The sequence below is a fragment of the Microtetraspora malaysiensis genome, from assembly GCF_050947145.1.
Lineage (GTDB): Bacteria > Actinomycetota > Actinomycetes > Streptosporangiales > Streptosporangiaceae > Microtetraspora_A > Microtetraspora_A malaysiensis.
In genome coordinates, this window is sequence record NZ_CP192000.1 from 27,223 (window position 1) to 49,798 (window position 22,576).

Consider the following 22,576-nt stretch of genomic DNA (forward strand, 5'->3'; position numbering starts at 1 on the left):
CCGGGCAGAAAGATCATATGTCCCATGATCGCCCAGCCGAAAGAGATATGGGTGAGCGCATACGCAACCGCGATCGTCTACCCACGCGAGTGTCACACCATCGCTGAGCGAACCACCGCATCGCTCGGCTACGCCGTACCAGACCGTGGTTCAGCCGTCTGAACAGAAGCTCGGGCTTATTCGCTGATCGTCCAGAGGGTCGCGTGCTGGGTGGAGGATATGCCCCCGCGAAAGCGGCAACCGGGGTCTCGCCGGGCAGCCGGTGGGTCGTCCGGCTCCGGCCGTCCCACCGCATCGCGATGGGGTCGGCCACAAGGCGACATCCCAGCATTACGAACGGTTAGCTCGCCAGCGTTCTTAACGGCACTTCGGGTAGGGGTGAGCCGCCGGTTCTGCCCCCTCGTCGGCGCTGCGGCGTAAAACGACATCATGGACACCTTCAATGTGCTCGTGACGGCTTTCTCCAACCGTGACCTGAAGAAAGAAGAGTTCGAGAATCAGGTAGCGGCACTCAGGCCGCTGATGACCTGGAATCCGTCCACCACGGCCTGGCACGTACAGCTGAGAGGCGAGCGCCCCGAGCACGCCGGTAACGCCCTCACCGCGCTGTTCGAGGTCGCCCGCATGTACGGCACCACCGTCACGGTGCGGCTGGTGCCCACAGAGCCAGCGGGCGGGGCCGTCGCGGCCGACTGACAACAGTGCGGACCAGAGGGGGAAGGCTTAGCTAGGCCCACATCGTGCGTACCGAAACGCAGGTCCCCTCGCCATCCAGGCATGACGAGCGCCCTGGCCTAGAAGCTGCCTGAACAGCTGAGCTCCCGTTCAGTCCGGAATCCCGGCCAGCAGCTCCCCGCGTACGGTCGGAACCAGATGCGAACCGGGGAGCCGGTCCGAGGCGATCAGCTCGTCTACGATGCCAGGCCGACGAGCAGGCCCGCGCGCCAGTCGAGCAGGATGCCGAGCGTGGGGTGCCACCGGAATACGGCAGTATCGGGCCGCGGCCCGATACTGGCGCCTGCCGCCAGTTGCCGGCCAGCGACGCCCCCCGCTATGACGAAACGCCAGGTCACCGAGAGGCCAAAGCGTCGCCTGCGTTTGCCTGGCTCGTGGTCATACGGGAAATCAATGACGACTTCGCCTCTGGACGGGCTCATTCACAGTCATACGGGAAATCAATGACGACTTCGCCTCTGCTGACGGGCTCATTCACAGCAACTTCAACTTGCCTCGACCATAGGGGCGGCATGATCGCCGTAGGGACGAGAACACCTTTCTGCTTGTCCGATTCGTTGTTTTCGTCCGCGGCAGCCGATACCTCCGCGATTGCGTGCGACCAGCGTTCTCGCCAGCGTGGCCAGTCCCCTCCACAGATCAAAACGAAATTCCGTACCACGTTCTCTGACGGCAACCGGTGACCCGCCACGGCGTCGGCCAGCGCACTCTTGGAGACCGCACAGCGCCGCGCCATCTTCCAAAACGGCGGCTCACCAGCGGCAGCTCGCAGCGCCCTCAGCTCACACGCAAATCGCTCGACTGGGCCCGTAGCAGGATCCAGGGCCCGCATGCGCCGTCCGATGGCTCACCCCCTCCTGACGAACTGGACAACTGCCTTTCGTGCGGCTGGACAACGGCCTGCAGTGAATTGTCCAGATTGCTTCAGTTCGGACAATTCACACCTTAAGAAGGTCTCGTAATTTCCCCGATCAGGAAAGGTGCAGGATGAAGAAACTCATCGCCACCTTCGCGGCGGCCGCTCTGACGACGCTTCTGGCAGCAACGACGCTGCTGCTGGGAGTGGCCGCCACTCCGGCGTCGGCGACCACTCCCGGACCGGACAACCAGCACGTGGCCAGCAGGGCGCCGCTGCCCGGCTGCGCCATGGTGCTGGCTCCCAAGGCCAGCAGCGACCAAGGACGGGTCTGTCTGCAAAAGAGCGTCACGCTGGCCGCCGGATCGAGTGCCGCCGCATCCCCAGGGGTGTGCATCTACCAGAACGGACCTGTCTTCTCACCCGCATGGGCCAACGGCTGGGAGCTCTGCGCCTACGGCTCGGGAGATCTCTGGGTCCCGCCCGCGTACAACGATCAGGCCAGCTCGTGGATTTCCGGCTGCACCTCCGGCGTGTTCTACGCGTACCAGCCGGGCACTGCCCCGTGGGGGTTCTTCCCGGCGAATTCCGCCGGCAACTTCCCGTGGGGCGGCGTCCCCAACGACGCACTGTCGTCGCTCTCCCTCGACTGGCCATGCTGACCGCAGTTCGGTGAGTTCCACCGGAAGGGCGTCCTTCGGCGGTTTCGCGGAGGGACGCCCGCCGCGTTGAGAACTGCTCGTTGCCACCAAGGTGTTGCTCCTGGTCGACGTCGGCAAGCGCGGCCTGCCCGGTCCGCTACCTGGCGGCTGGGGACATGTTCGGGAGCGGAGGGCCGGGGTGGATTGTACGAAGCGTTCCAGGACCCGGTACACGGTCGCCCGGCTGACGGAGAAGATCTCGGCGAGGTCGATGATGGTGTAGTTCACCGCCCGCGCGGGCGTCCCTCGTCGTCGTGGTCCTGGTGCTGCCCATGCTGAGCGGCTCGGGTGGCCGCCGAGGCGTTGGCCAGCCACGCACGCTCATCCCAACCGGCGCCCGCGGCGGCGACGACGCCATCTGACCCCGGGGTTGAGGAACAGCGGAACAGCCGTTGGCGATGAGAAAGATCTTGTTTCTCGTTATGGCGGTGAGCTGGTCGAATGTGAAGGGAGCAGGCGATCAGGATCGGCTGACGAGAGGGCGCGGCCCCAAGGAATGCCACCCCGTCGCCCTGGCCTACTTCCACGAACAGGACTGGATCGGCGACCCGACCGCGGTCCTGGCCGGACTCGACCGGGAACACCAGCCCAAGCCGACCGACAACCGCGTCCGCACCCGCGAACAGATCGACCGGCTGATCATCGACAAGCGCCAGTCGCTGGAGGACCGGACGCTGTGGTCGATGCTGTACTCCACGGCCGCCCGCGCCGACGAGGTGCTGCGCCTGGACGTCGAGGACCTGGACCGCGCCAACCGGCGTGCCCGCACGATCCGCAAGGGCGGCAAGGAAGACGACCTGCTCTACGACAGCCGCACCGCCCGGATGCTCGGCCAGCTCCTCGGCCGCCGCCGCACCGGGCCGGTGTTCCTGTCCACCCGCCGCGCACCCGAGGACGGCACCGCGCGCTCCGGGGGGTTCGACAAGAGCAGTCGACGGCGCCGGATGACCTACCGCACCGCCGAACGACACCTTGGCACCGCTACCAGTGGCTGGGACCTGCACGATCTACGCCACTCCCGGCTCACCCACGCCGGAGAGGACGGCGCCACCGAGGCCGACCTGATGAACCTCTCCGGTCACGAAGACCGCCGCACGCTACAGCGGTACCTCAAGCCGTCCAAGGAGGGCACCCACCGACGGCTGGACGAGATCGACGCTCAACGCGGTACCTAAACGCCCAGCACGGAGGAACTCGCCGCCCGCATGGCCACGCACTGATCAGAATCACCGCAGGTCAGGCATATCCGCCCGAAATTTCCTGAGAACTACGGGGACCCCGTCTCCGGCTCCGCCGTAGGGATGGCGGCCACGTGGGGTCGTCGGCTGCTCACCGTACTGCTGCATCTCACCCTCCCCTGCCCGCTTGCCCCCTACTGTGGCCGAGGATGCGCGCGACTGGGGCGTACGAACGGGACGGCTTCCTGAGCTGTTACAAGGGGCCCCGGTCAAATGCGGGCGAAATGGTCGGTCGGAGGACGGGCGGCCAAGGCGTCGACGAGCGCTTGGTCGACGGCGGCGATCGTGACGATCCGGAGCCGACGCAGCCAGTAGCACCAGACCGGCTCCAGGCCGGGCACGGCCGCCCACTCGGCCTCGCTCAGCTCACCGCGGGCGTAGGCGATGGCCTGGGGCCTGCCCGCGTGAACATCACTCTTTCGTTCTCAGCTCTGCCGAAGTGATCATTCGTCCGAGTTCATCAGCCAAGCGTGCGCGCTGCTCAGGGGTACAGCCCTTGGGCACACGAAAGATCAGGCGTTCTCCCGCATCGGTCTGGATGTCAGCGATGTCCCACCCGATCCACTGAGCGATGGCCATCGCCTTCACGCTGTCCGGATCCAGTCCGAGTCCTGCCGCAAGGGCGTCCAGGCGCCAGCTATCAGGCATTCGGGGCACACGGCCGTTCAGCACGTCGGTTATCCACTGGGCGGTGAGATTCTGGCCCGTGGTCGGGCTCACGGACTGCAACGCGAGCGTGCGGATGCTGAGGCCCACGTCCCTGATGTGGTCGCGGATGAAGTCGCTCAGGGGACTAGGAGGCCGATCGGCAGCGACGCGTCGCAGCGGCATTTAGTTGTCAGCTCCTCGAAATCTCTTCGTCGTGATCGTGACCATCATGCCCGCTAGATCCTGACGACAGGGAGCAATCCTCTGCAAGCCTTGGCAGCAACCTCGTCAGCAAGATGACCGATAAAGCACGCCTCTGTCGCAACCTCGACGACTCTGCGAGTCATGTCGGTTGAACGGGTTCGGCTTCCCGCCCTTTGCCCGCGATCGCCCTCTATATCCCGCGCGGGAGGCCCGGCATGACCGGCCGCTCGATGCGCGCTTGGGCGAAGAACTGCGCTCTTCGGCACGGAGAGGCCCAGGCAGGTGTGATCTGCTCGACGAACGCACGGGCCTGGCGGGCGGTCATGGCCCGCGGTCACTTTCCGCACGAGCAGGCTGCGCTCATGCGCGTCCACATGGCGATCCGAGTTGGCGAAACCACCTGCGCCAACCTCACATTTCGCTGCCCCGCAGATCGCCGATCCGGCGCCATCACGCCGCTCGGCGATCACGGAGGACAGCGGGCCGCTGGGGCTATGCCCTGGCGGCCCTCAAATCATCCGTCGGATGAAGTCGCGGGTAACCGAAGTGCCCGCTTCACTCAGGAAATTGGCTAAATCTTCGGAAATAAGACTCTTTTCTACCCCGACAGTGATCTCTTTCCGAGCGATCTCAGCCACCGCGATCTCATGCCCGAGATCTCCGGTTCGTCGAACGCGTATGCGGACTGCAGGGTCCGGGAGCGTCTCTTCGACGGGCTGGAGCAGGCCGAGTATTTTGATCATGCCGATCTCGGCGAGAGGGTCCTCCAACTCCGGGGCGAACTGCGCCTCATCGACAAAGGCGAGGATCCGAGGCCCCGGAAACGTGCGGCTGATCAGTCCTGGGCAGCCACATGGCAATGGCGTGCGACGGAACTCTATTGACGGCTGTAACGGCGATGACACGGACCACCCACCGCGTCCTTTCTGTGCCACTATGTCCGCTTGTATGTGACTGGCAGGCTCAGATGCGGACAGCCTGGCGCGTTCCAACAGCAACGGCGATGGTGTATCGGGAAATTACGATTTACGTTTCACCCATCTCCACCCCACCTGCACCGAAATGATCAATCGTGTGCGGTTTTGGCGGGTGGTGCATGTGACCTCGCCCGGCTTTCGGGGCGCCGGCATAAGTCGCGGGACGCGTCGCAGGCGATCCCAGCAGTGGCCGCGGGGTGACCACCGATCTGACGCCGGATGCCGATCCGCTGGTCGCGCCGCGATCCGACCGGTGCCGCACTCCGCCACACGTCGCAACGGCATTTGGTTGCCGGCTCTGGACTCTGTCCGTAGTGATCGCGGCCCGTCATGCCCACCGGATCCTGATAACAGAGAGCAATCCTCTGCGAAACCCGGTGCGGGTTTGTCAGCAAGATGGCCGGACAAAGGATCCCCCGCCCTTAGACGCGTATGCAGAATCTTTCGGTTCCACGTGCATCCGAGTATCTGCTGTGGTTACAGTGCCACCTGCAGTCGAACTGTCAGCGGAATCTGATGACGCACTACTCCATCGGAGATGGTTGGCCATGGCGGGAAAGCCGCAGATGCACCTGCGGAGCGTGGCGCTCTTACGCGCCGTGATGTTGGGACACAATCGCAGCATGGCCGAGTTTGCTCGCCACGCGGACCTCACCAGGCAGTGCATCGACGGTCTACTCAAGCGAGGCACGTGCCGCCGTACCACGGCGGATGCCATCGCGGCAGCGGCGGGAGTGCAGACTCTCGACCTGTTCAACCCGCGAATGTCATCAAAATCTGCTGACATCAGAGATCTGTGATCTCGGAGTGCGTTTTCGATTAAGGATTCGTATCCCTTTGCCCCTCGGAGGGGGTTCTTACCCGAAGTCCGATTCGCGCCATTTCGACTGAGCTACACATTCCGCCGCGCCGTTCTCAGACGCGGCTCCTGGGATGCGCCCTCGGCACCACCGGTAAGAGCGCATTCCGCAAACCTCACGAAAGGAATCGTCTCTTGACGATGAAGAAAGCCCTCGCCATCGGCGTCTTCGCAGCCTCCGCCGTGATCGCATCTGCGGCAGTGGCTACCGAGGCCGCAAACGCGGCGAGCATCACCACACAGACGGCCGGCAGCTCTGGCATAGCGGGGCCTGGCTACACCACGTCCAGGGGGGACGTGGTGGCCGTCCGGACCGTCAAGACGACCGTGGAGAGTCACGAGTACGTCCTGGACGGCCGCTCGTACACGCTGCCCAGCTGCCAGTACATCATGAACGGCGGGGTGTACGTCTCGCCCTCCTGCGGATCGAGCTACAGCCAGCCGGTCTACCTCCTGAACAACCGCCCGTACCCTCTGCCCGGCACCTGGCAGCGCCAGGTCATCTCCGGCATGCCCGGTGGCTGGTACGGCCTCCCGGGTTACCGGCTCGGCCAGAGCGTTCACCAGTACGTCCTGGACGGCCGCTCGTACACGCTGCCCAGCTGCCAGTACATCGTGAACGGCGGGGTGTACGTCTCGCCCTCCTGCGGATCGAGCTACAGCCAGCCGGTCTACCTCCTGAACGGCCGCACGTTCCCTCTGCCCGGCTCCTGGTGCAACCAGACCGTGGCGGGTCTCCCCGGCGGCTGGTACGGCCTTCCCGGACGCGGGTTCGGGTTCGGCGAGAACTGGATCGGGTTCGGCCGTAACTGGGGCGGCTTCGGCCGTAACTGGGGCGGCTTCGGCCACAACTGGGGCGGGCCCGGCAGCGGCTGGGGCGACCACGGCGGCTGGGGCAACCACGGCAGCTGGGGCAACCCTGGTGGCTGGGGCGGCCACGGCTGGCCGCGCCCGACTTCCAGCCCGAGCACTCCGGTCCCTAGCACTCCGGGCTCGGGGACTCCCGGCGGCGGCTGGGGTGGCGGCACTCCCGGCGGCGGCTGGGGCGGCGGCACTCACGGCCCCGGTACCGGCGGTCCGGGCACCGGCGGTCCTGGCACCGGCGGTCCGGGCCGTGGCGGCTGGGGTGGCCAGCGCTAACTGGTGATTGCGGAGCCCAGAACACGGGCGGCATCACCACAACAGCCTCGGCGGGCACCGCACGACCGCCGAGAACGAGAGACGTGAAGGCGCTGGTGAGCGTCTCTCGTCCAGATCGCGGCAGCAGGGGTCGATCCCGGTGCCCCGGCTGATCGTTTCCATCTCGCGCCTCGCACCTGGGGAATTGGTGCGGATGGGAACACACCGCGATAGAGCGGCTGCGATGGGAGACATCGCAGCCGCTCTCCTCTCATGTCTTGCCTGCAGAGCCCGTACAGAAGCATCGGCCTTGTCACACATGATGCTGATGTCGACGTTCGACAGGCAGATGTGCCATCTGTAAGGGCAGTTCGTGGCGGGTATCGGCACCTCGGCGTGAGTACGGAAAGACCCGCTGGCGCTTGACCGTCCTCGACGGCAGGGGCCGCGATAGCGCCCGGCGCCGGGTTCCGAACCTGCGACGAATGGAATCACGATGACTTCGTTGGACTGGTGTGTCATGGGGACACTGTTGGGCGTGCTCTCCGCGTCGGCTTGGCCGCCATGGCGGCAGGCCATTCTCGGCCTCGAGGAGCCGTGCATCAGCAGCCCGGCCGGAGCCGGATGTGATGAAAAGGCAGAGGTATACGTGTTCACCGGCGTCTACGCCGGGAGATCCGCCACAGAGACGATGATTGCCAGCTGGGACCAGATCACCATGTACGCCGCGCAGCGCTCCACGAATATGGACATCCTCTACGTCTGCGTGTCGCAAGGCATCCAAAGGTGGTACTGGCAGTACGGCTACATGACTGATGCTCCGGCCATCACATCCGAGGCCGGGGAACGCGAGCTGTCAGCCCACTGCCAGCCGCAGCTGGCACGGTCGGCGCTAACCGATGACGTCGCTGTTAGTTGGTGGCCACCTATCCGCGGATTTCCGGACACCGGCGACAACACCGCAGTCTCGTCGGGACCGCGTCACCGCCGACAGCGAGAGACGCGGAGGCGCTGGTGGACCGTTCTCCGCCAGTTCGGTGGGGGCTGTTTCCGAGAACCCGGCTGATCGTTAGCGGGCTGCCCAGGAGCAGGCACCTAACGCGCAGCTCCCGCGCGGCAACCTCTAGGGGCTACCTACATGGGAAGTCCCCCACTTGGATTCGAGTGGAGCAGTGACCGAAACGGCCAGTTCGAGGAGGTCCACGACCTGGTGTGCCGAACTGGCGCACCACGTGGCCCGGGACCATGCTGCTGACCTGATCGGGGGATTCTCGATGCCGGGCGCCGAAGGCGATCGGCGCCGATCGCCCCACCCCTTACGGCGGGCACCGAAGTGGGCGATCGTCACGGCCTGTACCAGTGCGGCCTTGTGGCTCCCAATCGTCGGCGCCGAGCCTGACCCGCACCCGGGCGTCGCGATGCGCGCGGGCGTACTCGAGTTCGCTCGGCTCGTAGACGTCGGCCAAGTCGACGCCGTCCATCAGCGCGCGGGCCGCGCTCTGCTGCTCGGTGGTCAGCGGCCTTTCCGGCATGATGCCGACCTCGGCAAGGCCCTCGCCGATCCATATCAGCGGCCGCGCCAGCGACGGGTCATGCAGGTGGACCGTGGTGCCGTTGGCCAGCCGGTAGGTGTGATGCGGTCGCAGCCGCTCCCGGCGGCGAGCCGGTACCACCTGTTCCTCGGGCGGACCGCGCACGGTCACCCACGCCACCGCCCGGCGGCCCTCCTTCCACGCCCGCGGGGGCAGCGATCTTGCCCCTCGTATCGGAGAAACCTTGATACCTCGCCTTTGGATTTTCCTGATCTTGGATAGCGACGGGTCCTGCGGACAGGCAAGCGGACGGGCCGGTCGCCCGCTCTTGGGGCACCGTCCGGGGGCAGTGCGGAGGGGCAAGGGCGGGCCTTCGACGATCACGGAGCGTATGGTTTCGGTCACCGACTCGCGTTTTGTGGAGGTGGCCCGTTGACCGCTCACACTCCCGGCACCGGTTCGGCCGGCGCCTCCGCTCAGGCGCACTACCGCGCACAGCTCGCCCTCACCCGGGCCCGGCGATGGACGGCGCGGGCCGCCATCGCGGCGGCCGTCGGCGGCGCGGGGACGTGGGTACTCGGCTGGCGGGCCGGGCTCGCGGCGGCGGCGGTCGCCGCGGCCGCCGACGCGGTCCACCGCTGGCGTAGTCATTCGGGCGTGACGGCCTGGCGCAAAGGCGCGGCGGGGGAGCGCGCGACCGCGCGCCTGCTGCGCCGCCTGGAGCGCGCCGGCTACACGGTGCTGCATGACCGGGCACTGCCCGCGAGCCGGGCCAACGTCGACCACCTGGTGATCGGACCGGCCGGGGTGTTCGTGGTCGATTCCAAGAAGTGGGATCGCCGTACCCGGATCAGCGGGGTCCGCGGCCGGATCTGGATCGGCAAGCGCCCCGCCGGGCCGGTCGTCACGCCCGTGCTTTTCGAGGCGCGAACGGTCGGTACGGCGCTGACCCGGGCCACCGGCCGCCGGGTCGACGTCGTCCCGGTGATGGCCGTGCACGGCGCGCAGATGCCCCAATGGGGCGCGCTGGCCGTGGACGGGGTCACACTGCTGCGAGCCCGGCGCGTACCCAACTGGATCCTGCGGCACGGCCGGCAGCTCGACGTCGACACAGTCGGCCTGCTGGCGGCCGCCGCTGCCTCCGCGTTGCCACCGGCGGCCGGGGGACCAGACAAGTGACCAGATATCTCGGGCCGTGCGCTGCCTTAAAGGGGTGCGACCCGCTCCTCGGCGGCCGCCGCGCCCTGGTGGGCCTCGCGTACGACGTCCCGTCAGGCGGGACCGCAGATCGGCCAGGGCGGCCTCGGAACAGGTGTGACCGAGCACGAGCAGCTCGACGGCATCCGCGTTGGCAAGGCGATCTTGTCTACCAAACCGCGGATTGGTAGACAAGATCAACTAGGCCAGCAGCGCGGCGATCGCCTCGACCTCAGTCAGCTCGGGCGGGTCGGAGAGGTTCCGTGGTAGGCCCAGGAGAGACGACGGGATGGGCCAGCGACCCATCGGCACCACCTGCGGGCAAGATCGTTCGGCGGGGCCCTTCCCCCATCCCGGAGCCTGTCCCGCCGGCGAGGCGCGAGATTCGGGGGCGGAGCCCCCGAGGCCTTTCTGTGGATCGGGCTCATGCAGGTTGCGCGGGTGTCGTATTGCGTGGGCTCACTGGGTGGCGCAGTCCATGTTATTGATCTTGTCTACCAAAACCGCGGATTGGTAGACAAGATCAACTAGGCGTCGTCGTCGTTCGGGAGACCGCTGACACGGACACGCCGCAGGGCTCCTGTCGCGGCTTCTGTCTTGCCAGGGGCTTTCCTGGGATAGTCATCTCCCGAATCCGAAGTACCAGCGGAACGCTGGGAAGCACACGGAACAGGAGTCGCACATGGCAAAGGTAACGACGGTCCTCAACCAAAAGGGTGGCGTCGGTAAATCCACCATCACCGTCAACCTGGCGGCGGTTTTCGCCGAGACCGCCCGCTCTGATGAGAAGACCGTCGCCGTTTCCATCGACCCTCAGGGGTCAGCTACCTGGTGGTCGGACCAGGTGTCGCGCGTCTTCGAGGAACTGTCCAAGACGGACCCCGAGCGCGCCGCTGCGCGGGCGCTGCCCTTTGATTTCATCCAGGCGCACGACGACCTCGCCGGGCTGATGACCATGCCGACCCTGCCAGGGGTCGGCCACGTCGTGGTGGACACCCCCGGCTGGATCGACATGTCCGGGATGGACTCCATGGTGGACCCGCTCGGCAGTGGCGACGATGCCAAGGCATTGCGAGCAGTCCTGGACAACACCAGCGAAGTGCTCGTCCCGATCGAGCCGGAGCCGTTGTCCTTTCAGCCGACCTGGAACACGATCGAGAAGGTCATCAAGCCTCGCGGGCTGCCGTTCCTCGTCGTCATCAACAACTGGGATCCTCGAGACGGCCGGGCCGACTTGGAGGACACCGAGTTGTTCGTCACACGTCAGGGGTGGCCGCTGTCCCGGACGGTGATCCGCCACTACAAGATCCATACACGCGCCAGCGCGGAAGGATTGGTCGTCACCCAGTACCCCCGTAACCGGGTCGCGATGGAGGCGCGTGAGGACTTCTACCGGTTGGCCCTGGAACTCGGCCAGCGAGGCGGTGTCCGCTGATGGCTGGTAGGCGCACAAGCTTCGCCGAACTCAACGTCGGCCAGACACCCAACGAGGAGCCGGCGGAGGTGTCCGCGCTAGTAGCCGAGGCCCCTGCCGCCGAGCGGGTGGTCACCGGTATGGTGCTGCCGCCATCGAGCGGGATGATTCCGGATGAGCCAGAGTTCGCGCTGGCCCCGGCTGATGCCGATGTGGAGTCGCAGTTCCACCACTACGAGGGCTTGATTTCCCGAGCTCGGGGCAAGGTCGAGACGGTACTCACCAAGGCGGAGCGGTACTGGCGACTCACCGCCGGGCCCGCGTTGCAGGAGATCCGCGACAACGCGCTGTATCAGGGGGCCGGGTTCGCCTCGTTCGAGCGGTACGTGGCCGAGCGGTGGGGCATGTCACGCCCGCGGGCCTACCAGCTCATCGACTCCGTGCGGGCGATGAAGGCACTTGGGCCGGTCACGTCGGAGGTGCCGAACGAACGGCAGCTCCGCGCGATCGTCCCGGTGGTCGATCAGCATGGCGTGGAAGCGGCGCAGGCTGTGTGGAAGCTGGCTGAGGAGCGCGGCCGGACCTCGGGTGCTGCGCTGGAGCAGGCGGCCATCGACCTGAATTATCGGGCCGCGCTGGCAGCTCCGCCGGAGCCTGAGGCGAAGCCGGTCGTGCTGGCATGGCCTCGGTATGAGCCGATGCTGCGGGAGCTTGAGGATCTGCGGGGCCTTCGCCAGGTGGCAGCCGAGGCTCCGGATCGGGCCCGCGAGCTGGCGATGAAGTTCCGGAAGGCGGCGGCCGAGCTGGAGGCAGATCTCCCGAAGGACGACGACGTCTAGTTGATCTTGTCTACCAATCCGCGATTTTGGTAGACAAGATCAACAGCGTGAGGGGTGCGAGCCGTACGGCCTGCACCCCTCACCGTGCCGAGCGGCTTCTATCGGTTGCGTAGCCGCCATTCCGGCTCGTTGTCGTCGGTCTTGGAGTCGACCAGGGCCTAACGGCCCTTACGGCGAGCGTTCAGGTCCACCACGGGGGCGGACGGCCTGGCGAAGCTGGCTGCTCGCCTGCAGGCGGCCACGGACTCCGGTCGGCCGGTGCTGATGCGCGTCGAGGAGCACGGCTGGCATGGCGCCGGCTCGACCAGAGACCAGGAGCAGGCACTGCTCGCCGATGTGCTGGCCTTCCTGTTGCACGCGTCCGACGGGTCATGATGACGACAGACATGTCGGGTACGGCACACGCACGTGCCCTCAGCGACGTCACGGCCCGGTCGATCCCGGCCTGCGTGTGACGCTCAACTTCCATCCCGACCGCCTGGTGGGCGAGCTGGCAATCCTCGACAGGCCGGCAAGGACGGCGTCTACCTGTCCCAGTTCGTCACCGGGACCGGCCACGGGGGCCTGACCGCCCATCCCGGCGGGGACAGGTGGCGCGGGAAGAGCCGCATCTTCGCGCGGGCGCCTACGACGAGGCGCCGCCGCGCCACCTCGCCAGCTCGCACGGCGGCAACTGGGACGTGAGCAGGGAAGCCGGTTACCCAGCCGAGACAGTGACGTCTCCGGAACCCGTGGTCAGAGACATCTTGCGCGGTGAGGAGCTGTCTTTCTTGACCGAGATGTTCGCGTTACCGGATGTCGTCCTGGTGTTGACGTCATAGGTCTCGTCGGGGACGGTGAGCACGACGTCGCCCGAGCCGACCGACAGCTCGACACCGTCCGGTGCGGCCGCGTACTTCAGGGTGACGTTGCCGGACCCCGCCTCCGCGAGGAGCTTCTTTCCGCCCAGGCCGTCGCCCTCGATGTCGCCAGAGCCGACCTTGAGGTCCAGAGGGCCGGTGAGTGACCTTAGCGTCAGATCGCCCGAGCCGGCGTCCAGGTTGACCTGTACCCCCTTGGGGATCTCCACCTTGTAGTCGACCCCGCAGGTGCCCCACGACTTCCGGCAGTCGTAGTAGACGGAGAGCGCGTCGCCCTTCATCTTGTGCCCTGCCTGCGGCTTGTCGTTGCTCCAGTAGAGCCTCTCGGTCACGCTGACGTACGTCGCGTCCGACTCGGTGACGGCCACGTTCCCGCTGCCGCTTCTGAGGTGAAGCTGCTGCACCTTCTCCTTGACTTGGTACGTGCTGGTTTCCTCGTTCTTCGGTTTGCTGATGGCGTCCAGGCCGCACCCGGTCAGGAGCATCGCGGAGGCCAGCAGGCCGCCCGCGATCGCAGTGATCTTCATCCTGTCGATCCTGTCCGACATTCCCCCCAACCTGCATCAGGGATGTCCCCGACGGTTCCCCGGGAGAACCCCACCCCGCGACCCCATAGCTGGGCATGCCCTTGGTGCCGGCGACCCTGTCCGTTCGCGGTCAGGGGAGCCACTTCAGGGAATAGGCGAGACACCAGTACCTCTTCACCGACCCCGCCCACGCCCTGCGCGAACGGGTGTTGTGGAGGCTGCTGTACGAAACGGCCGCCAGAGCCGAGGAAATCCTCACGCTCAACGTCGAGGACCTCGACCTGGAATTCCGGCGCGCCCGGGTCGTCTCCAAGGGCGGCGCCATCGAGTACGTCCACTGGGCCACCCCCACCGCCCGGCTGCTGCCCCGCCTGTTGGCCGGCCGCACCACCGGACCGGTGTTCCTGGCCGACCGGCGCGCTCCTGCCTCTGGCAGCTCATCAGCAGAGTTGATCATCGCGGGCATGGCCTACACCGTAAGCGAATCGAGATCTTGGCCGTAGATTCCGGGGTCATCGCAGGTCAGGGGCTACTTCGTTGGAAATTTCTTCATTGCTACCGGGACCCCTCATTGTCGTGGTCCTGGTGCTGCCCGTGCTGAGCGGCTCTGGCGAACGCCGCGGCGTTGGCCAGCCACGCACGCTCGTCCCAACCGGCGCCCGTACGGCTCGGGGTCGGCTCGCTGAGCGTCGCTGCGAACACTTCCTCGGGCTCGGCGGCCCACCGTGGCGGGGCCACGGTGCTGCTCCGACTGTCGGCTCCGTCCCGTCCATCTCGGGCAGCGGTCCTCGCTCGGGCTTCCTCCAGCGCGCGTCGAACCGCGTGCCGGCTGGTCGTAGTGGCTTCGTGCTGCGCGGCCACCGCGGCGGCCCGGGCCGCCATCCCTGCGGCGTAGCTCTGGCCGTCCTCGTCGGCGGGGACCTCGGCCCGGCGGCGGAGCGCGGTGAGGGTGCGGCCGATGCGGAAGCGTACGACCCGGGCCAGGTCGGCGGCCGATCCGGTCTGCTCGGTGAGCAGCTCGACGACCTCGGATTTGGGCAGGCGGCGCAGCAGCAGGGCGACCAGCCGCCCGATTTCCGCGGCTTCGGCGTCAGCGAGGCCGCGGGCTTGGCCTCGCTGAGCTGCCCACAGCGGTCCGCAGATCTGTACTAAGTAAAGGCCAGAGGTTGTTTCTTCGTCGCTGATCCCCCGATACGGGGTGCGGTGCGGCCGTGGCAGGCTCGGCCGGTCTGCTCGCCGAGGGGAGGGGGGAGAGCCCTCTTGCATATAAGGAGACGTGTGAAGTCGTCCACAACCGCCTGCAGTGTGGCGTGCGGGCCCGGTGGTCGAGCCTTGCCGGATCACCTCACAGTCAGCGAGCAGAGCGTCGGCCTGTGCTCGGGTGATGGTGCCCTTAGCTCGGCTGGCGGCGGGGTCGATCTCGTCTCGTACAGCCCTGGCCAGCGTGCGCGGCAGCTCGGCGGGCAGCTCGGCGGGCACGCTGAGGACGTAGCGGGCCCGCCGGCCCGGGGCGGGGGCGGCGGTCTGCCGTACCAGGCCCAGGGGCCGCAGTCGGCCGAAGTCGGCCCAGGCGATACGGACGCTGACCCGGTGGCGGGTGGCGTAGGACTCCATGACGGCCTGCATGTCGGCCAGGCGGCCGCGCTCGTCTGCCCAGTGGGTCAGGTGCCGCACCATCCGCCAGGCGCACTCGTCGGCGAGGTCGCCGCGCCAGCGCTTCAGCGCGGCAAGGCGGAACCACGTCCGGCGCAGCATCGCGGGCAGATGCTCCGCGCCCTCGTAGTAGGGCGTACGCGGGCGAGACGGGGCATTGTTCTTCTCGGCTTCCCGCACGCTGCCCCGTCGCAGCGACACGCCCAAATTCGGACATGCTGGGCTAGCCGGACGACCATCGGCTATCGTGGTCTCCGTCTCTGTCGGACTGTCATCCGTCTCTGTCGGACTGTCATCCGTCTATGTCGGACTGTCAGAGGCACGACGAAGGGCCGGCTGGTAACCGGCGTTTCGTGTCTCCGTTGTTGGGTCTGGGTGCTCGCTTGGTAGGCGAGCAGTGGAATTTTGGTGAGACGTCCGCCGGGTGTGGTGCCCCGTTGAGGCGGACTTCTCCGGATGTCGTAGGCAGCGCCCCGGTTGGTAACCGGGGCCCTACGTATTTATGCGGTCATCTCTAGAGCGGTCTCCTCCTGCGGTCCCGTGACGTGCGGGTCGAGCTCATCGATCAGTTCTTCAAACAGCATGCTGAGCGAGATCTCGCGCACAGCCGCGAGCCGCTCGTACCGCTCCTTGACGTGAGCCGGCACCTTGGTTTGCAGCGGCACTGTGCCGCCGGTCCCCTGTGACCGCTTGCGTCTCCCTGGTTTCCCAGCCATGGAGGAGATCATGGCGTATTAGCAAGATCTATGCATTCAGTTACGCGGCGTGTCGCCGAAGAACTTTTGACTTCCGCGAGATGTAGAAGGGGCGCCGTACTGGGTACGGCGCCCCTTCCCACGGCCACATGCAAATACTGCGCGCGGCCGGGTGGTGGTGGTGACCCCGGCCCCGGAGACGGCCCTCCGCTCCCGAACGTGTCCCCAGCCGCCAGGTCTCGTGACGCATGACCCCTTTGAGTGGGGCCGAGGCTGTGGTGGAGGAGTTCGAGGTCGGCGAATGGGAGCCGGCATAGCCGGCCGGGCTCTTCGCTCCTGCCTGCCACTCAGGCGAGGCAGAACTCGTTGCCCTCAACGTCCTGCATGACCACGACCGACTCGTTTACTTCATCGGCAGGCAGGAGCCGTACGCGTACCGCGCCGAGCTGGATCAGCCGCGAGCATTCGGCCTCAAGGGCCGCCAGGCGCTCCTCGCCCACCAGCCCGATCCCCACCCGCACGTCAAGGTGCAGCCGATTCTTGACGACCTTGCCTTCGGGAACACGCTGGAAGTACAACCGCGGGCCCGCGCCCGAGGGATCACTGCATGCGAACCATGAATCCCGCTGCTCAGGCGGCAGCGTGCGATTGAAATCGTCCCAGCTGGCAAACCCCTCCGGTGGCGGCGGCGCGACGTACCCCAACACCTCACACCAGAAACGAGCAACGCGCTCAGGTTCTGCACAGTCGAAAGTGACTTGAATCTGCCTCACTGATGCTCCCACGAACCAATCCTCCCATAGGCGGCCATACGTCCCGCGATCACAACTCAGAACGTCGGACGGACCATCCGTTCCGGCGGCAGCGCGGCTGGACCATCCCGGCGCCCGATGCCGGCGGGGTTGATCGCGAACACGGTGGCGGCGATGCTGTGGGCGTGGCGTACGTGTCCAGAGTGCCGCGACCGCCGCTGGACGGGCTGATCGACGACCTTTACTACCTGGAGGGTGCGCCGCCGTACGCCCGGCTGACGCTGCCGCCGATGCCGTCGGCGTTGCTCATCGTCAACCTCGGGGCGCCGTTCCGCATCCGCGCCGGCACCGACATCGAGACGGCCGAGTACGCCGACGGCTGCGTGGTCACCATGCCCACCCGCGCGTTGGAGTTCGGCTACCCACTCCGGACCCGGTCCGTCGGCGTGCACTTCAAGCCGTGGGAGATGGCGCCGTTCCTGCCGATGCCCGCGGCCGAGCTGTGTGACTGGCCTGTGACGGTAGAGCAGGTTTGAGGTCGGCCCGCCATTGCTGAGCTGCGAGACCGGCTGGCCACGGCGGACGGACCGCACGAGATGCTGACGCTGCTCGAGGAGGAGCTAATGCGACGGCTGTGCGAGACCGCCGGCCTGGGGCTGGTCCGCCACACGAGCAGTGTCATCGCGGCGACCAGCGGGGCGGTGGCGATCGGCGACCTGAGCGTGGCAGCCGGTGTCAGCAGCACTCATCTGGCACAGCGGTTCAAGGAGCTCATCGGCGTCACGCCGAAGCGGCTGGCCCGCACCTACCGCTTCGCCGCCACCGTGTTCGCGATCAACCCCGCCGGACCGATCGACTGGGGCGACCTCGCCGGTGGCGCAGGCTACTTCGACCAGGCCCACTTCGGCCACGAGTTCCGGGCGTTCACCGGGCTCACGCCGACCCGGTACGTCTAAGTCCGGCGGCGGTTCCTGCGCGAACATCCCGGCCACGCGCTGGACGGCTGGCCGCTGCCGGCCGATTGATTTCTTACAAGAGCGACAGTTCACGACACGTTAATTTGGGGGCACCCCAAAGCAGAGGAGAGCCCCGTGGGCAAGGTGGTCATGTACAGCTCGGTGTCGGTGGACGGCTTCGTCGCGGACGAGAATGACCAGCCCGGGCCGCTGTTCGACTGGTTGTCCAGCGGTGACGTCCCGTTGGACGAGAGCGGCGAGCTGAAGGTGTCGCAGACGTCCTACGACTACACCCGGACGTACTGGGACCAGATCGGAGTCACGATCGTCGGCCGCCACGTATTCGACCTGACGGACGGCTGGGACGGGAAGCCGCCGGGCGGCATCGATCACGTGGTCGTCGTGTCGCACCGGCCGATGCCCGAGGGCTGGGACCCCGAGGCGCCGTTTCACTTCATCGACGGCGTCGAGGCAGCCATGGCCAAGGCGCAGGAGCTTGCGGGTGACCGCATGGTCGAGGTCGCCGCTGGCGACGTCGGTGGCCAGGTGCTTGCCGCGGGCCTGATCGACGAGGTGCGCATGGACGTCGTACCCGTCGTGTTCGGGTCCGGCAAGCGCTACTTCGGGTCGGTCCACGCGCAGCACCTGTTGGAGGATCCTGACGTGGTGATTCAGGGCAACCGGGTGCTTCACCTGCGCTATCGGGTGCGCCGTTGACCGATCTGAGCGGGTACGCGAAGAAGTCCACTGCGAACGGTGACACAAGATCGGGCCTCCGGCTGCGCTTGCGCATCGCTGTCCCTGGTCGGGCAGCCGACGCCGATCCGGGATGCAGGGCTCATTGAGTCGGTGCAGGGTCGGGGCACGTTCGTCAAAGAGTCCGCAAGTGATGAGCTACCCGCGGGCGAAGGCGGCCAGCCGTAGCCCTGCCGAGCGCAGCGGTCAGCCTGCCCAGGTGATCGCGTACACGTGCACAACCTTGGCGGCGTCGTCGATCAGGTAGGAGGCCAGGCCGACCGCGCCGAACACCTGCTCGCGGTATCTGGGATCGTCGGGATCGGGGAAGCCGCGGTGGTGAGGGTCTGCGCCGATGATGAGCAGCTCGTCGACCAGGGCGCGAAACGCCTCAGCGGGAAGCCCCGGAATCTGTGAGGAAGCCGACGCGTGGAAGTTGACCGCGTAGTTCACGCGCTGCGGCTCGTGCGCTCGGCGACCAGCTCGGCCCATCCGGGAATGACATCCTCGGCGGGGGTGCCGGGCAGACCGGCCGCGACATCGGCGCGGGCCTGGTCGTAGCCGGGCTGGGAGTAGGTCAGCGAGCGCAGGTGCCAGAGGTTGAGCACCTCGGCGAGGTGCTTCCATCGCCACGTCTCGTGAGCCGCCGCGATCATCGCTTCCCGGTAGTCGGCGAGGAAACGGGCGCGGTAGCGCTCGGGTAGACGGGAGAGGATCTCGTCGGGATCGTGGCCGGCCCCGGCGCCGTGGGGCTCGATGGGCTGAGCTGACACGGTTGCCTCCCTGCCTCATGGTCATGTGCGCCTTTAGGGTACTCCGGGCCGGTTGCCCTGGTCGGTGTCCATGCCTCGGCGCCGAGACGGGCATCGAGGCGCAGCGCGACCGCGTGAGGCACGTCGGCCCGGCGCGTCCATCGGGCACCGCATAGGCAGACGACGGACCGGCCCCCGGTCGGCCCATCGTCGACCAGTGGCACTGCGACCTCGTGCGGGCACTCGTCCGGGATCACGAGGGCCGACCGTAGCCAGGTGCAGCGGTCGACGCGGGCCACGCGGCGTAATCGGCGGATTAGTCCGAGCGTGGGCCCGTCACCGGCCAAGGAATGCGTGGCAGGTGGGCTGTTGGAAGGGCTGGAACCCGCTGCAGGGGTCGGGGTCGTGGAGCCATGCCGGACCGGGCGGAAGGCCCCGAGATGTGGGCGGCTTGCGGCGACTACGCTCGGTCGGGCGCGGCCGCGGGGTGCGTGCCTCCCGGTGAGGGGCGGGCTCTAGCGTCGTCCGCCTCGTCTGTGGCTCGGCCAGTATCACCGGCTTGGCGAGCGGGCGGGCCACTGGCGGCTCGGCTGCCCGGGGTTTCGGCTTGGGGGTCCTCGCCGGCGACGGAGCGACGGCGGCAGGGGAGTGCTTGGCGGTCGGCGGCAGGATGCGGGGTCGGGCCTCGGCAAGTCTGGGGGCGGGGCTGGCTGCTGCCGCGCCGTGGCGCGCGGGCGGCGCAGGGCGGGCGTTGGCGAGGCTGATGCCCGCGGTCGTGCAGGCGAGGAAGCCGAGGACGAGTGCGGGCTTGGTCAGTCGGTCGCGCACCTCATACGGCAGGCGCCAGCGGGCGGCAGTGATGGGTGGTTGTGGGGTGCTGGCGATGCGCGCGAACTCGTCTGTGGCCACTTCGTCGGCGGGCCCGTCCGGGCCGAGGGGCTGCGCGGGATCGTGTTGCCTGGACTGGCCCGCGGCTCCGCCGTAGGGATGGCGGCCGCGTGGGGTCGTCGGGTGCTCGCCGTACTGCTGCATCTCGCCCTCCCCCGTGATCGGCTTGTCCCTACTGTGGCCGAGGGTGCCCGCCGTTGTGGCGTCTGAAAGGGACGGCTTACTGAGCTGTTATCGGCGGGGGCGGTCATATCTGGGCGAATTAGGGCAGGCGAGCCGGATCACGTAAGGCGAGCACCGAAGTGAGCGATCGCCCCGACCACGTGCGGCTGCCAGGCACCCCCGGCGATCGTCACGGCCTTGGCTGTCTGGGAGTCGGGTCGGGGACTGGTCGGCGTCGGTCGGCCGATCATTTTCTCCAGGGGGTGCGTTGGCTCCCGCGAAATGTTCCTATGGCGGTATGAGCGATGATCTCGGCAAGCGGGAGCACTGCTTATGAGCCAATCGGCCGGCCCCCGCAAAACTGACACGGATGAACCCCTGCTGATCAGGCTGCTCACCCTCTACGAGAGACTCCTGGGCCAGGTCGATCGCCGGTACGGCGTCGACAGCACTCGCGGCAAGACCGTGCTCATCTCCGTGATGGCCGCGGCGGTCCTGGCCTTCCTCGCCGTCGTGTTTGCCGCGCTGTGGGTGGTGATCGCGATCGGCAAAGCCCTCGTGGGCGCCGCCACGGGCGCCGCTGCCGGAGGGGTGGACGCGGCGACCTCCTCGCAGTTCATGGACGTCATCACCAAGCCGGTCCACGCCTACCTCACCGAGCACGCTGCGGGACTGCCCATCACCGCCGAGACGCTGTGGAAGGCGTGGGCGGTGGTCGGGGTGGTCCTGTGGCTGCTCGGCTGGTTCCGGTCCTGGGCTGTGCGCCTGGCCTGGACCTTGTACGGCGCGGGCACTGTGGCGATGGTCTACGCCGGAAGCCCCGCGGCCGGCCAGGCCCTGGCGGCGGGGGTGGCCGTGCTGGCGTGGGCGGTGGTATCGCTGCCGGTGTTCGCCGGGATCGGCCGCCGCCCCCACACGCTGATCAACCTGCCCGCGCCCGTCACATCGGGCGAGACCGCCGTCGCCCTGGTGCGTGAGCAGGTCGCCGGGGTGCGGAAGCGGCTCGACCAGCTGGAGGTGGCTTCCGACGAACTGGCGGCCCGCCGCTCGCCGGAGGAATGACCCTGCCAGGCTCGGCCGGTCTCAGGTGGCGGTCGAGTGGCTGGCCATTGGTCATGGGGTCGGCCGACCGCGCGTGCTGGCCGTCGTGCGCGGCGGCGGGCCGCCTTGATGTCGCAGGAAATTTATGTCGCAGGAAGTTTTCATTCGATATAAGATCATTTTTCATGAATCCTTTCTCGATGCGTCTCATCGCCGTCGGTGCCTTCGTGGCAATGGCCGCGGCGGCGACTCCCGCGTACGCCGCCGCGCCCGCCGGCGACCTCGTGGTCAACGGCTCGCTGGACAACGGAGTCAAGGGCTGGTGGGCCTCCAAGAACACCCCGATCAAGGTGACGGGCGGGCAGTTGTGCGCCCAGGTCCCCGCAGGTGGTGACAACATGTGGGCCGCGATGATCGGGCAGAGCGGCATCGCGGTCCAGGCTGGACAGACCTACCAGTTGAGCTTCGAGGCGACCGCCACGAAGACGACCAGGATCAGGTCGGTGGTCCAGGGCAGCGGCGAGAAGCCCGCCGCGATCGTGGACGGCTACCCCGAGGTCGGCGGCAGCCCGAAGAAGTTCACCTACGCGGCCACGGCCAAGGTGTCGGACTCGGAGGCCCAGGTGTTGTTCCAGGTGGGCGGCGCGGACGCGCCGTACACGCTGTGCCTGGACAATGTCTCCCTTGTGCCCGTGCACCAGAGCGTGGTGAACGGCTCGCTGGACAACGGAGTCAAGGGCTGGTGGGCCTCCAAGAACACCCCGATCACGGTGACGGGCGGGCGGTTGTGCGCCCAGGTCCCCGCGGGGGGTGACAACGTGTGGGCCTCGATGGTCGGGCAGAGCGGCATCGCCGTGGCGGCCGGGAAGACGTACCGGCTGAGCTTCAAGGCGTCGGCGACGCGGACGGCGAAGATCAGGTCGGTGGTCCAGGGCAGCGGTGAGACGCACACCGCGATCGTGGACGGCTACCCCGAGGTCGGCACCGGGTCCAGGACCTACGCCTACCAGAACACCGCCAAGACCTCGGACCGGGAGGCCCAGGTGTTGTTCCAGTTGGGCGGCGCGGACGCGCCGTACACGCTGTGCCTGGACGACATCCTGCTCACCGACTAGAACGCCGGGCGCAGCGGTCCGGCCGTCCTGGCGCAAGCCCCGGAGGGAGCGGGCCGCCCTTGAAGACGTAGAGAAAATTTGCATTCGATCTTGGCCCTCAGTCTCGGGCCGATTTTTGGAA

At 67.4% G+C, this 22,576-nt stretch carries 19 protein-coding genes and 4 pseudogenes; 13 read left to right on the forward strand and 10 right to left on the reverse strand.

Annotated elements, in window-relative coordinates:
* Nucleotides 1–429: 429 nt before the first annotated feature.
* Nucleotides 430–696 carry a hypothetical protein gene (locus ACQP1V_RS43460; protein ID WP_433426507.1) on the forward strand — a complete coding sequence of 89 codons (267 nt, stop codon included), beginning with the start codon at nt 430–432 and terminating at the stop codon, nt 694–696.
* A 1,026-nt stretch (nt 697–1,722) separates the two neighbouring features.
* A complete protein-coding gene (locus tag ACQP1V_RS43465; protein ID WP_433426514.1) occupies nt 1,723–2,253 on the forward strand; it encodes a hypothetical protein in 531 nt (176 codons plus the stop codon).
* A 201-nt stretch (nt 2,254–2,454) separates the two neighbouring features.
* Here ACQP1V_RS43465 and ACQP1V_RS43470 read toward each other — a convergent pair.
* Nucleotides 2,455–2,607, reverse strand: a pseudogene (locus ACQP1V_RS43470) (helix-turn-helix domain-containing protein); the annotation flags it as partial.
* A 113-nt stretch (nt 2,608–2,720) separates the two neighbouring features.
* On the opposite strand from ACQP1V_RS43470, the gene ACQP1V_RS43475 reads away from it, so the two are divergent.
* On the forward strand, nt 2,721–3,467 hold the full coding sequence (locus ACQP1V_RS43475; protein ID WP_433426453.1) for a tyrosine-type recombinase/integrase: 747 nt from the start codon (nt 2,721–2,723) through the stop codon (nt 3,465–3,467).
* A 474-nt stretch (nt 3,468–3,941) separates the two neighbouring features.
* Here the strand turns inward: ACQP1V_RS43475 and ACQP1V_RS43480 are convergent, their stop codons facing one another.
* Nucleotides 3,942–4,361 carry a hypothetical protein gene (locus tag ACQP1V_RS43480; RefSeq protein WP_433426456.1) on the reverse strand — a complete coding sequence of 140 codons (420 nt, stop codon included), beginning with the start codon at nt 4,359–4,361 and terminating at the stop codon, nt 3,942–3,944.
* A gap of 530 nt (nt 4,362–4,891) precedes the next feature.
* The gene (locus ACQP1V_RS43485) at nt 4,892–5,287 is read right to left on the reverse strand and encodes a hypothetical protein (protein ID WP_433426512.1); all 396 of its coding nucleotides are present in this window, start codon (nt 5,285–5,287) and stop codon (nt 4,892–4,894) included.
* Between the two features lie 1,066 nt (nt 5,288–6,353).
* On the opposite strand from ACQP1V_RS43485, the gene ACQP1V_RS43490 reads away from it, so the two are divergent.
* Nucleotides 6,354–7,358: a hypothetical protein gene (locus tag ACQP1V_RS43490; RefSeq protein WP_433426459.1), complete on the forward strand. Its 1,005-nt coding sequence runs from the start codon at nt 6,354–6,356 to the stop codon at nt 7,356–7,358.
* A gap of 1,295 nt (nt 7,359–8,653) precedes the next feature.
* Here the strand turns inward: ACQP1V_RS43490 and ACQP1V_RS43495 are convergent.
* Entirely contained in the window at nt 8,654–9,049 is a 396-nt protein-coding gene (locus tag ACQP1V_RS43495; protein ID WP_433426462.1) for a hypothetical protein, read from the reverse strand.
* A gap of 252 nt (nt 9,050–9,301) precedes the next feature.
* Between ACQP1V_RS43495 and ACQP1V_RS43500 the strand changes: the two genes are divergently transcribed.
* From ACQP1V_RS43500 to ACQP1V_RS43515, 4 genes and pseudogenes are all read left to right on the forward strand, one after another.
* A complete protein-coding gene (locus ACQP1V_RS43500; RefSeq protein WP_433426465.1) occupies nt 9,302–10,048 on the forward strand; it encodes a nuclease-related domain-containing protein in 747 nt (248 codons plus the stop codon).
* A 700-nt stretch (nt 10,049–10,748) separates the two neighbouring features.
* Entirely contained in the window at nt 10,749–11,501 is a 753-nt protein-coding gene (locus tag ACQP1V_RS43505) for a ParA family protein (RefSeq protein ID WP_433426468.1), read from the forward strand.
* Nucleotides 11,501–12,319 carry a hypothetical protein gene (locus ACQP1V_RS43510; protein WP_433426470.1) on the forward strand — a complete coding sequence of 273 codons (819 nt, stop codon included), beginning with the start codon at nt 11,501–11,503 and terminating at the stop codon, nt 12,317–12,319. Before ACQP1V_RS43505 ends, ACQP1V_RS43510 begins: the two co-directional genes overlap by 1 nt.
* Nucleotides 12,320–12,764: 445 nt before the next feature.
* Nucleotides 12,765–12,960: pseudogene (locus ACQP1V_RS43515) on the forward strand (DUF3626 domain-containing protein); the annotation flags it as partial.
* 56 nt (nt 12,961–13,016) lie between these two features.
* On the opposite strand, the gene ACQP1V_RS43520 reads toward ACQP1V_RS43515, so the two are convergent.
* Nucleotides 13,017–13,706, reverse strand: a complete 690-nt coding sequence (locus ACQP1V_RS43520; RefSeq protein WP_433426472.1) for a DUF4097 family beta strand repeat-containing protein — start codon at nt 13,704–13,706, stop codon at nt 13,017–13,019.
* 155 nt (nt 13,707–13,861) lie between these two features.
* Here ACQP1V_RS43520 and ACQP1V_RS43525 point away from each other — a divergent pair.
* Nucleotides 13,862–14,158 (forward strand): annotated as a pseudogene (locus tag ACQP1V_RS43525) (tyrosine-type recombinase/integrase); the annotation flags it as partial.
* Between the two features lie 103 nt (nt 14,159–14,261).
* On the opposite strand, the gene ACQP1V_RS43530 reads toward ACQP1V_RS43525, so the two are convergent.
* The 3 genes from ACQP1V_RS43530 to ACQP1V_RS43540 all read right to left on the reverse strand — a co-directional run bounded on the left by ACQP1V_RS43530 (nt 14,262) and on the right by ACQP1V_RS43540 (nt 16,839).
* Complete coding sequence (locus tag ACQP1V_RS43530) at nt 14,262–15,560, reverse strand: hypothetical protein (RefSeq protein WP_433426475.1); 1,299 nt, start codon at nt 15,558–15,560, stop codon at nt 14,262–14,264.
* Between the two features lie 299 nt (nt 15,561–15,859).
* Nucleotides 15,860–16,075: a hypothetical protein gene (locus ACQP1V_RS43535; protein WP_387418253.1), complete on the reverse strand. Its 216-nt coding sequence runs from the start codon at nt 16,073–16,075 to the stop codon at nt 15,860–15,862.
* Between the two features lie 326 nt (nt 16,076–16,401).
* A complete protein-coding gene (locus ACQP1V_RS43540) occupies nt 16,402–16,839 on the reverse strand; it encodes a VOC family protein (RefSeq protein WP_433426477.1) in 438 nt (145 codons plus the stop codon).
* 170 nt (nt 16,840–17,009) lie between these two features.
* On the opposite strand from ACQP1V_RS43540, the pseudogene ACQP1V_RS43545 reads away from it, so the two are divergent.
* Together ACQP1V_RS43545 and ACQP1V_RS43550 are read left to right on the forward strand one after the other, a co-directional pair.
* Nucleotides 17,010–17,831: pseudogene (locus ACQP1V_RS43545) on the forward strand (helix-turn-helix domain-containing protein).
* A 66-nt stretch (nt 17,832–17,897) separates the two neighbouring features.
* A complete protein-coding gene (locus ACQP1V_RS43550; RefSeq protein ID WP_433426479.1) occupies nt 17,898–18,479 on the forward strand; it encodes a dihydrofolate reductase family protein in 582 nt (193 codons plus the stop codon).
* 225 nt (nt 18,480–18,704) lie between these two features.
* On the opposite strand, the gene ACQP1V_RS43555 is transcribed toward ACQP1V_RS43550, so the two are convergent.
* Together ACQP1V_RS43555 and ACQP1V_RS43560 are read right to left on the reverse strand one after the other, a co-directional pair.
* Complete coding sequence (locus tag ACQP1V_RS43555) at nt 18,705–18,950, reverse strand: hypothetical protein (RefSeq protein ID WP_433426482.1); 246 nt, start codon at nt 18,948–18,950, stop codon at nt 18,705–18,707.
* Nucleotides 18,947–19,270 carry a DUF6247 family protein gene (locus ACQP1V_RS43560; RefSeq protein WP_067143985.1) on the reverse strand — a complete coding sequence of 108 codons (324 nt, stop codon included), beginning with the start codon at nt 19,268–19,270 and terminating at the stop codon, nt 18,947–18,949. The genes ACQP1V_RS43555 and ACQP1V_RS43560 overlap by 4 nt, the downstream gene beginning before the upstream one ends.
* Before the next feature lie 1,362 nt (nt 19,271–20,632).
* Between ACQP1V_RS43560 and ACQP1V_RS43565 the strand changes: the two genes are divergently transcribed.
* Together ACQP1V_RS43565 and ACQP1V_RS43570 are read left to right on the forward strand one after the other, a co-directional pair.
* Nucleotides 20,633–21,361: a hypothetical protein gene (locus ACQP1V_RS43565; protein ID WP_433426485.1), complete on the forward strand. Its 729-nt coding sequence runs from the start codon at nt 20,633–20,635 to the stop codon at nt 21,359–21,361.
* 164 nt (nt 21,362–21,525) lie between these two features.
* The gene (locus ACQP1V_RS43570) at nt 21,526–22,455 is read left to right on the forward strand and encodes a carbohydrate binding domain-containing protein (RefSeq protein ID WP_433426488.1); all 930 of its coding nucleotides are present in this window, start codon (nt 21,526–21,528) and stop codon (nt 22,453–22,455) included.
* Nucleotides 22,456–22,576: the final 121 nt, after the last annotated feature.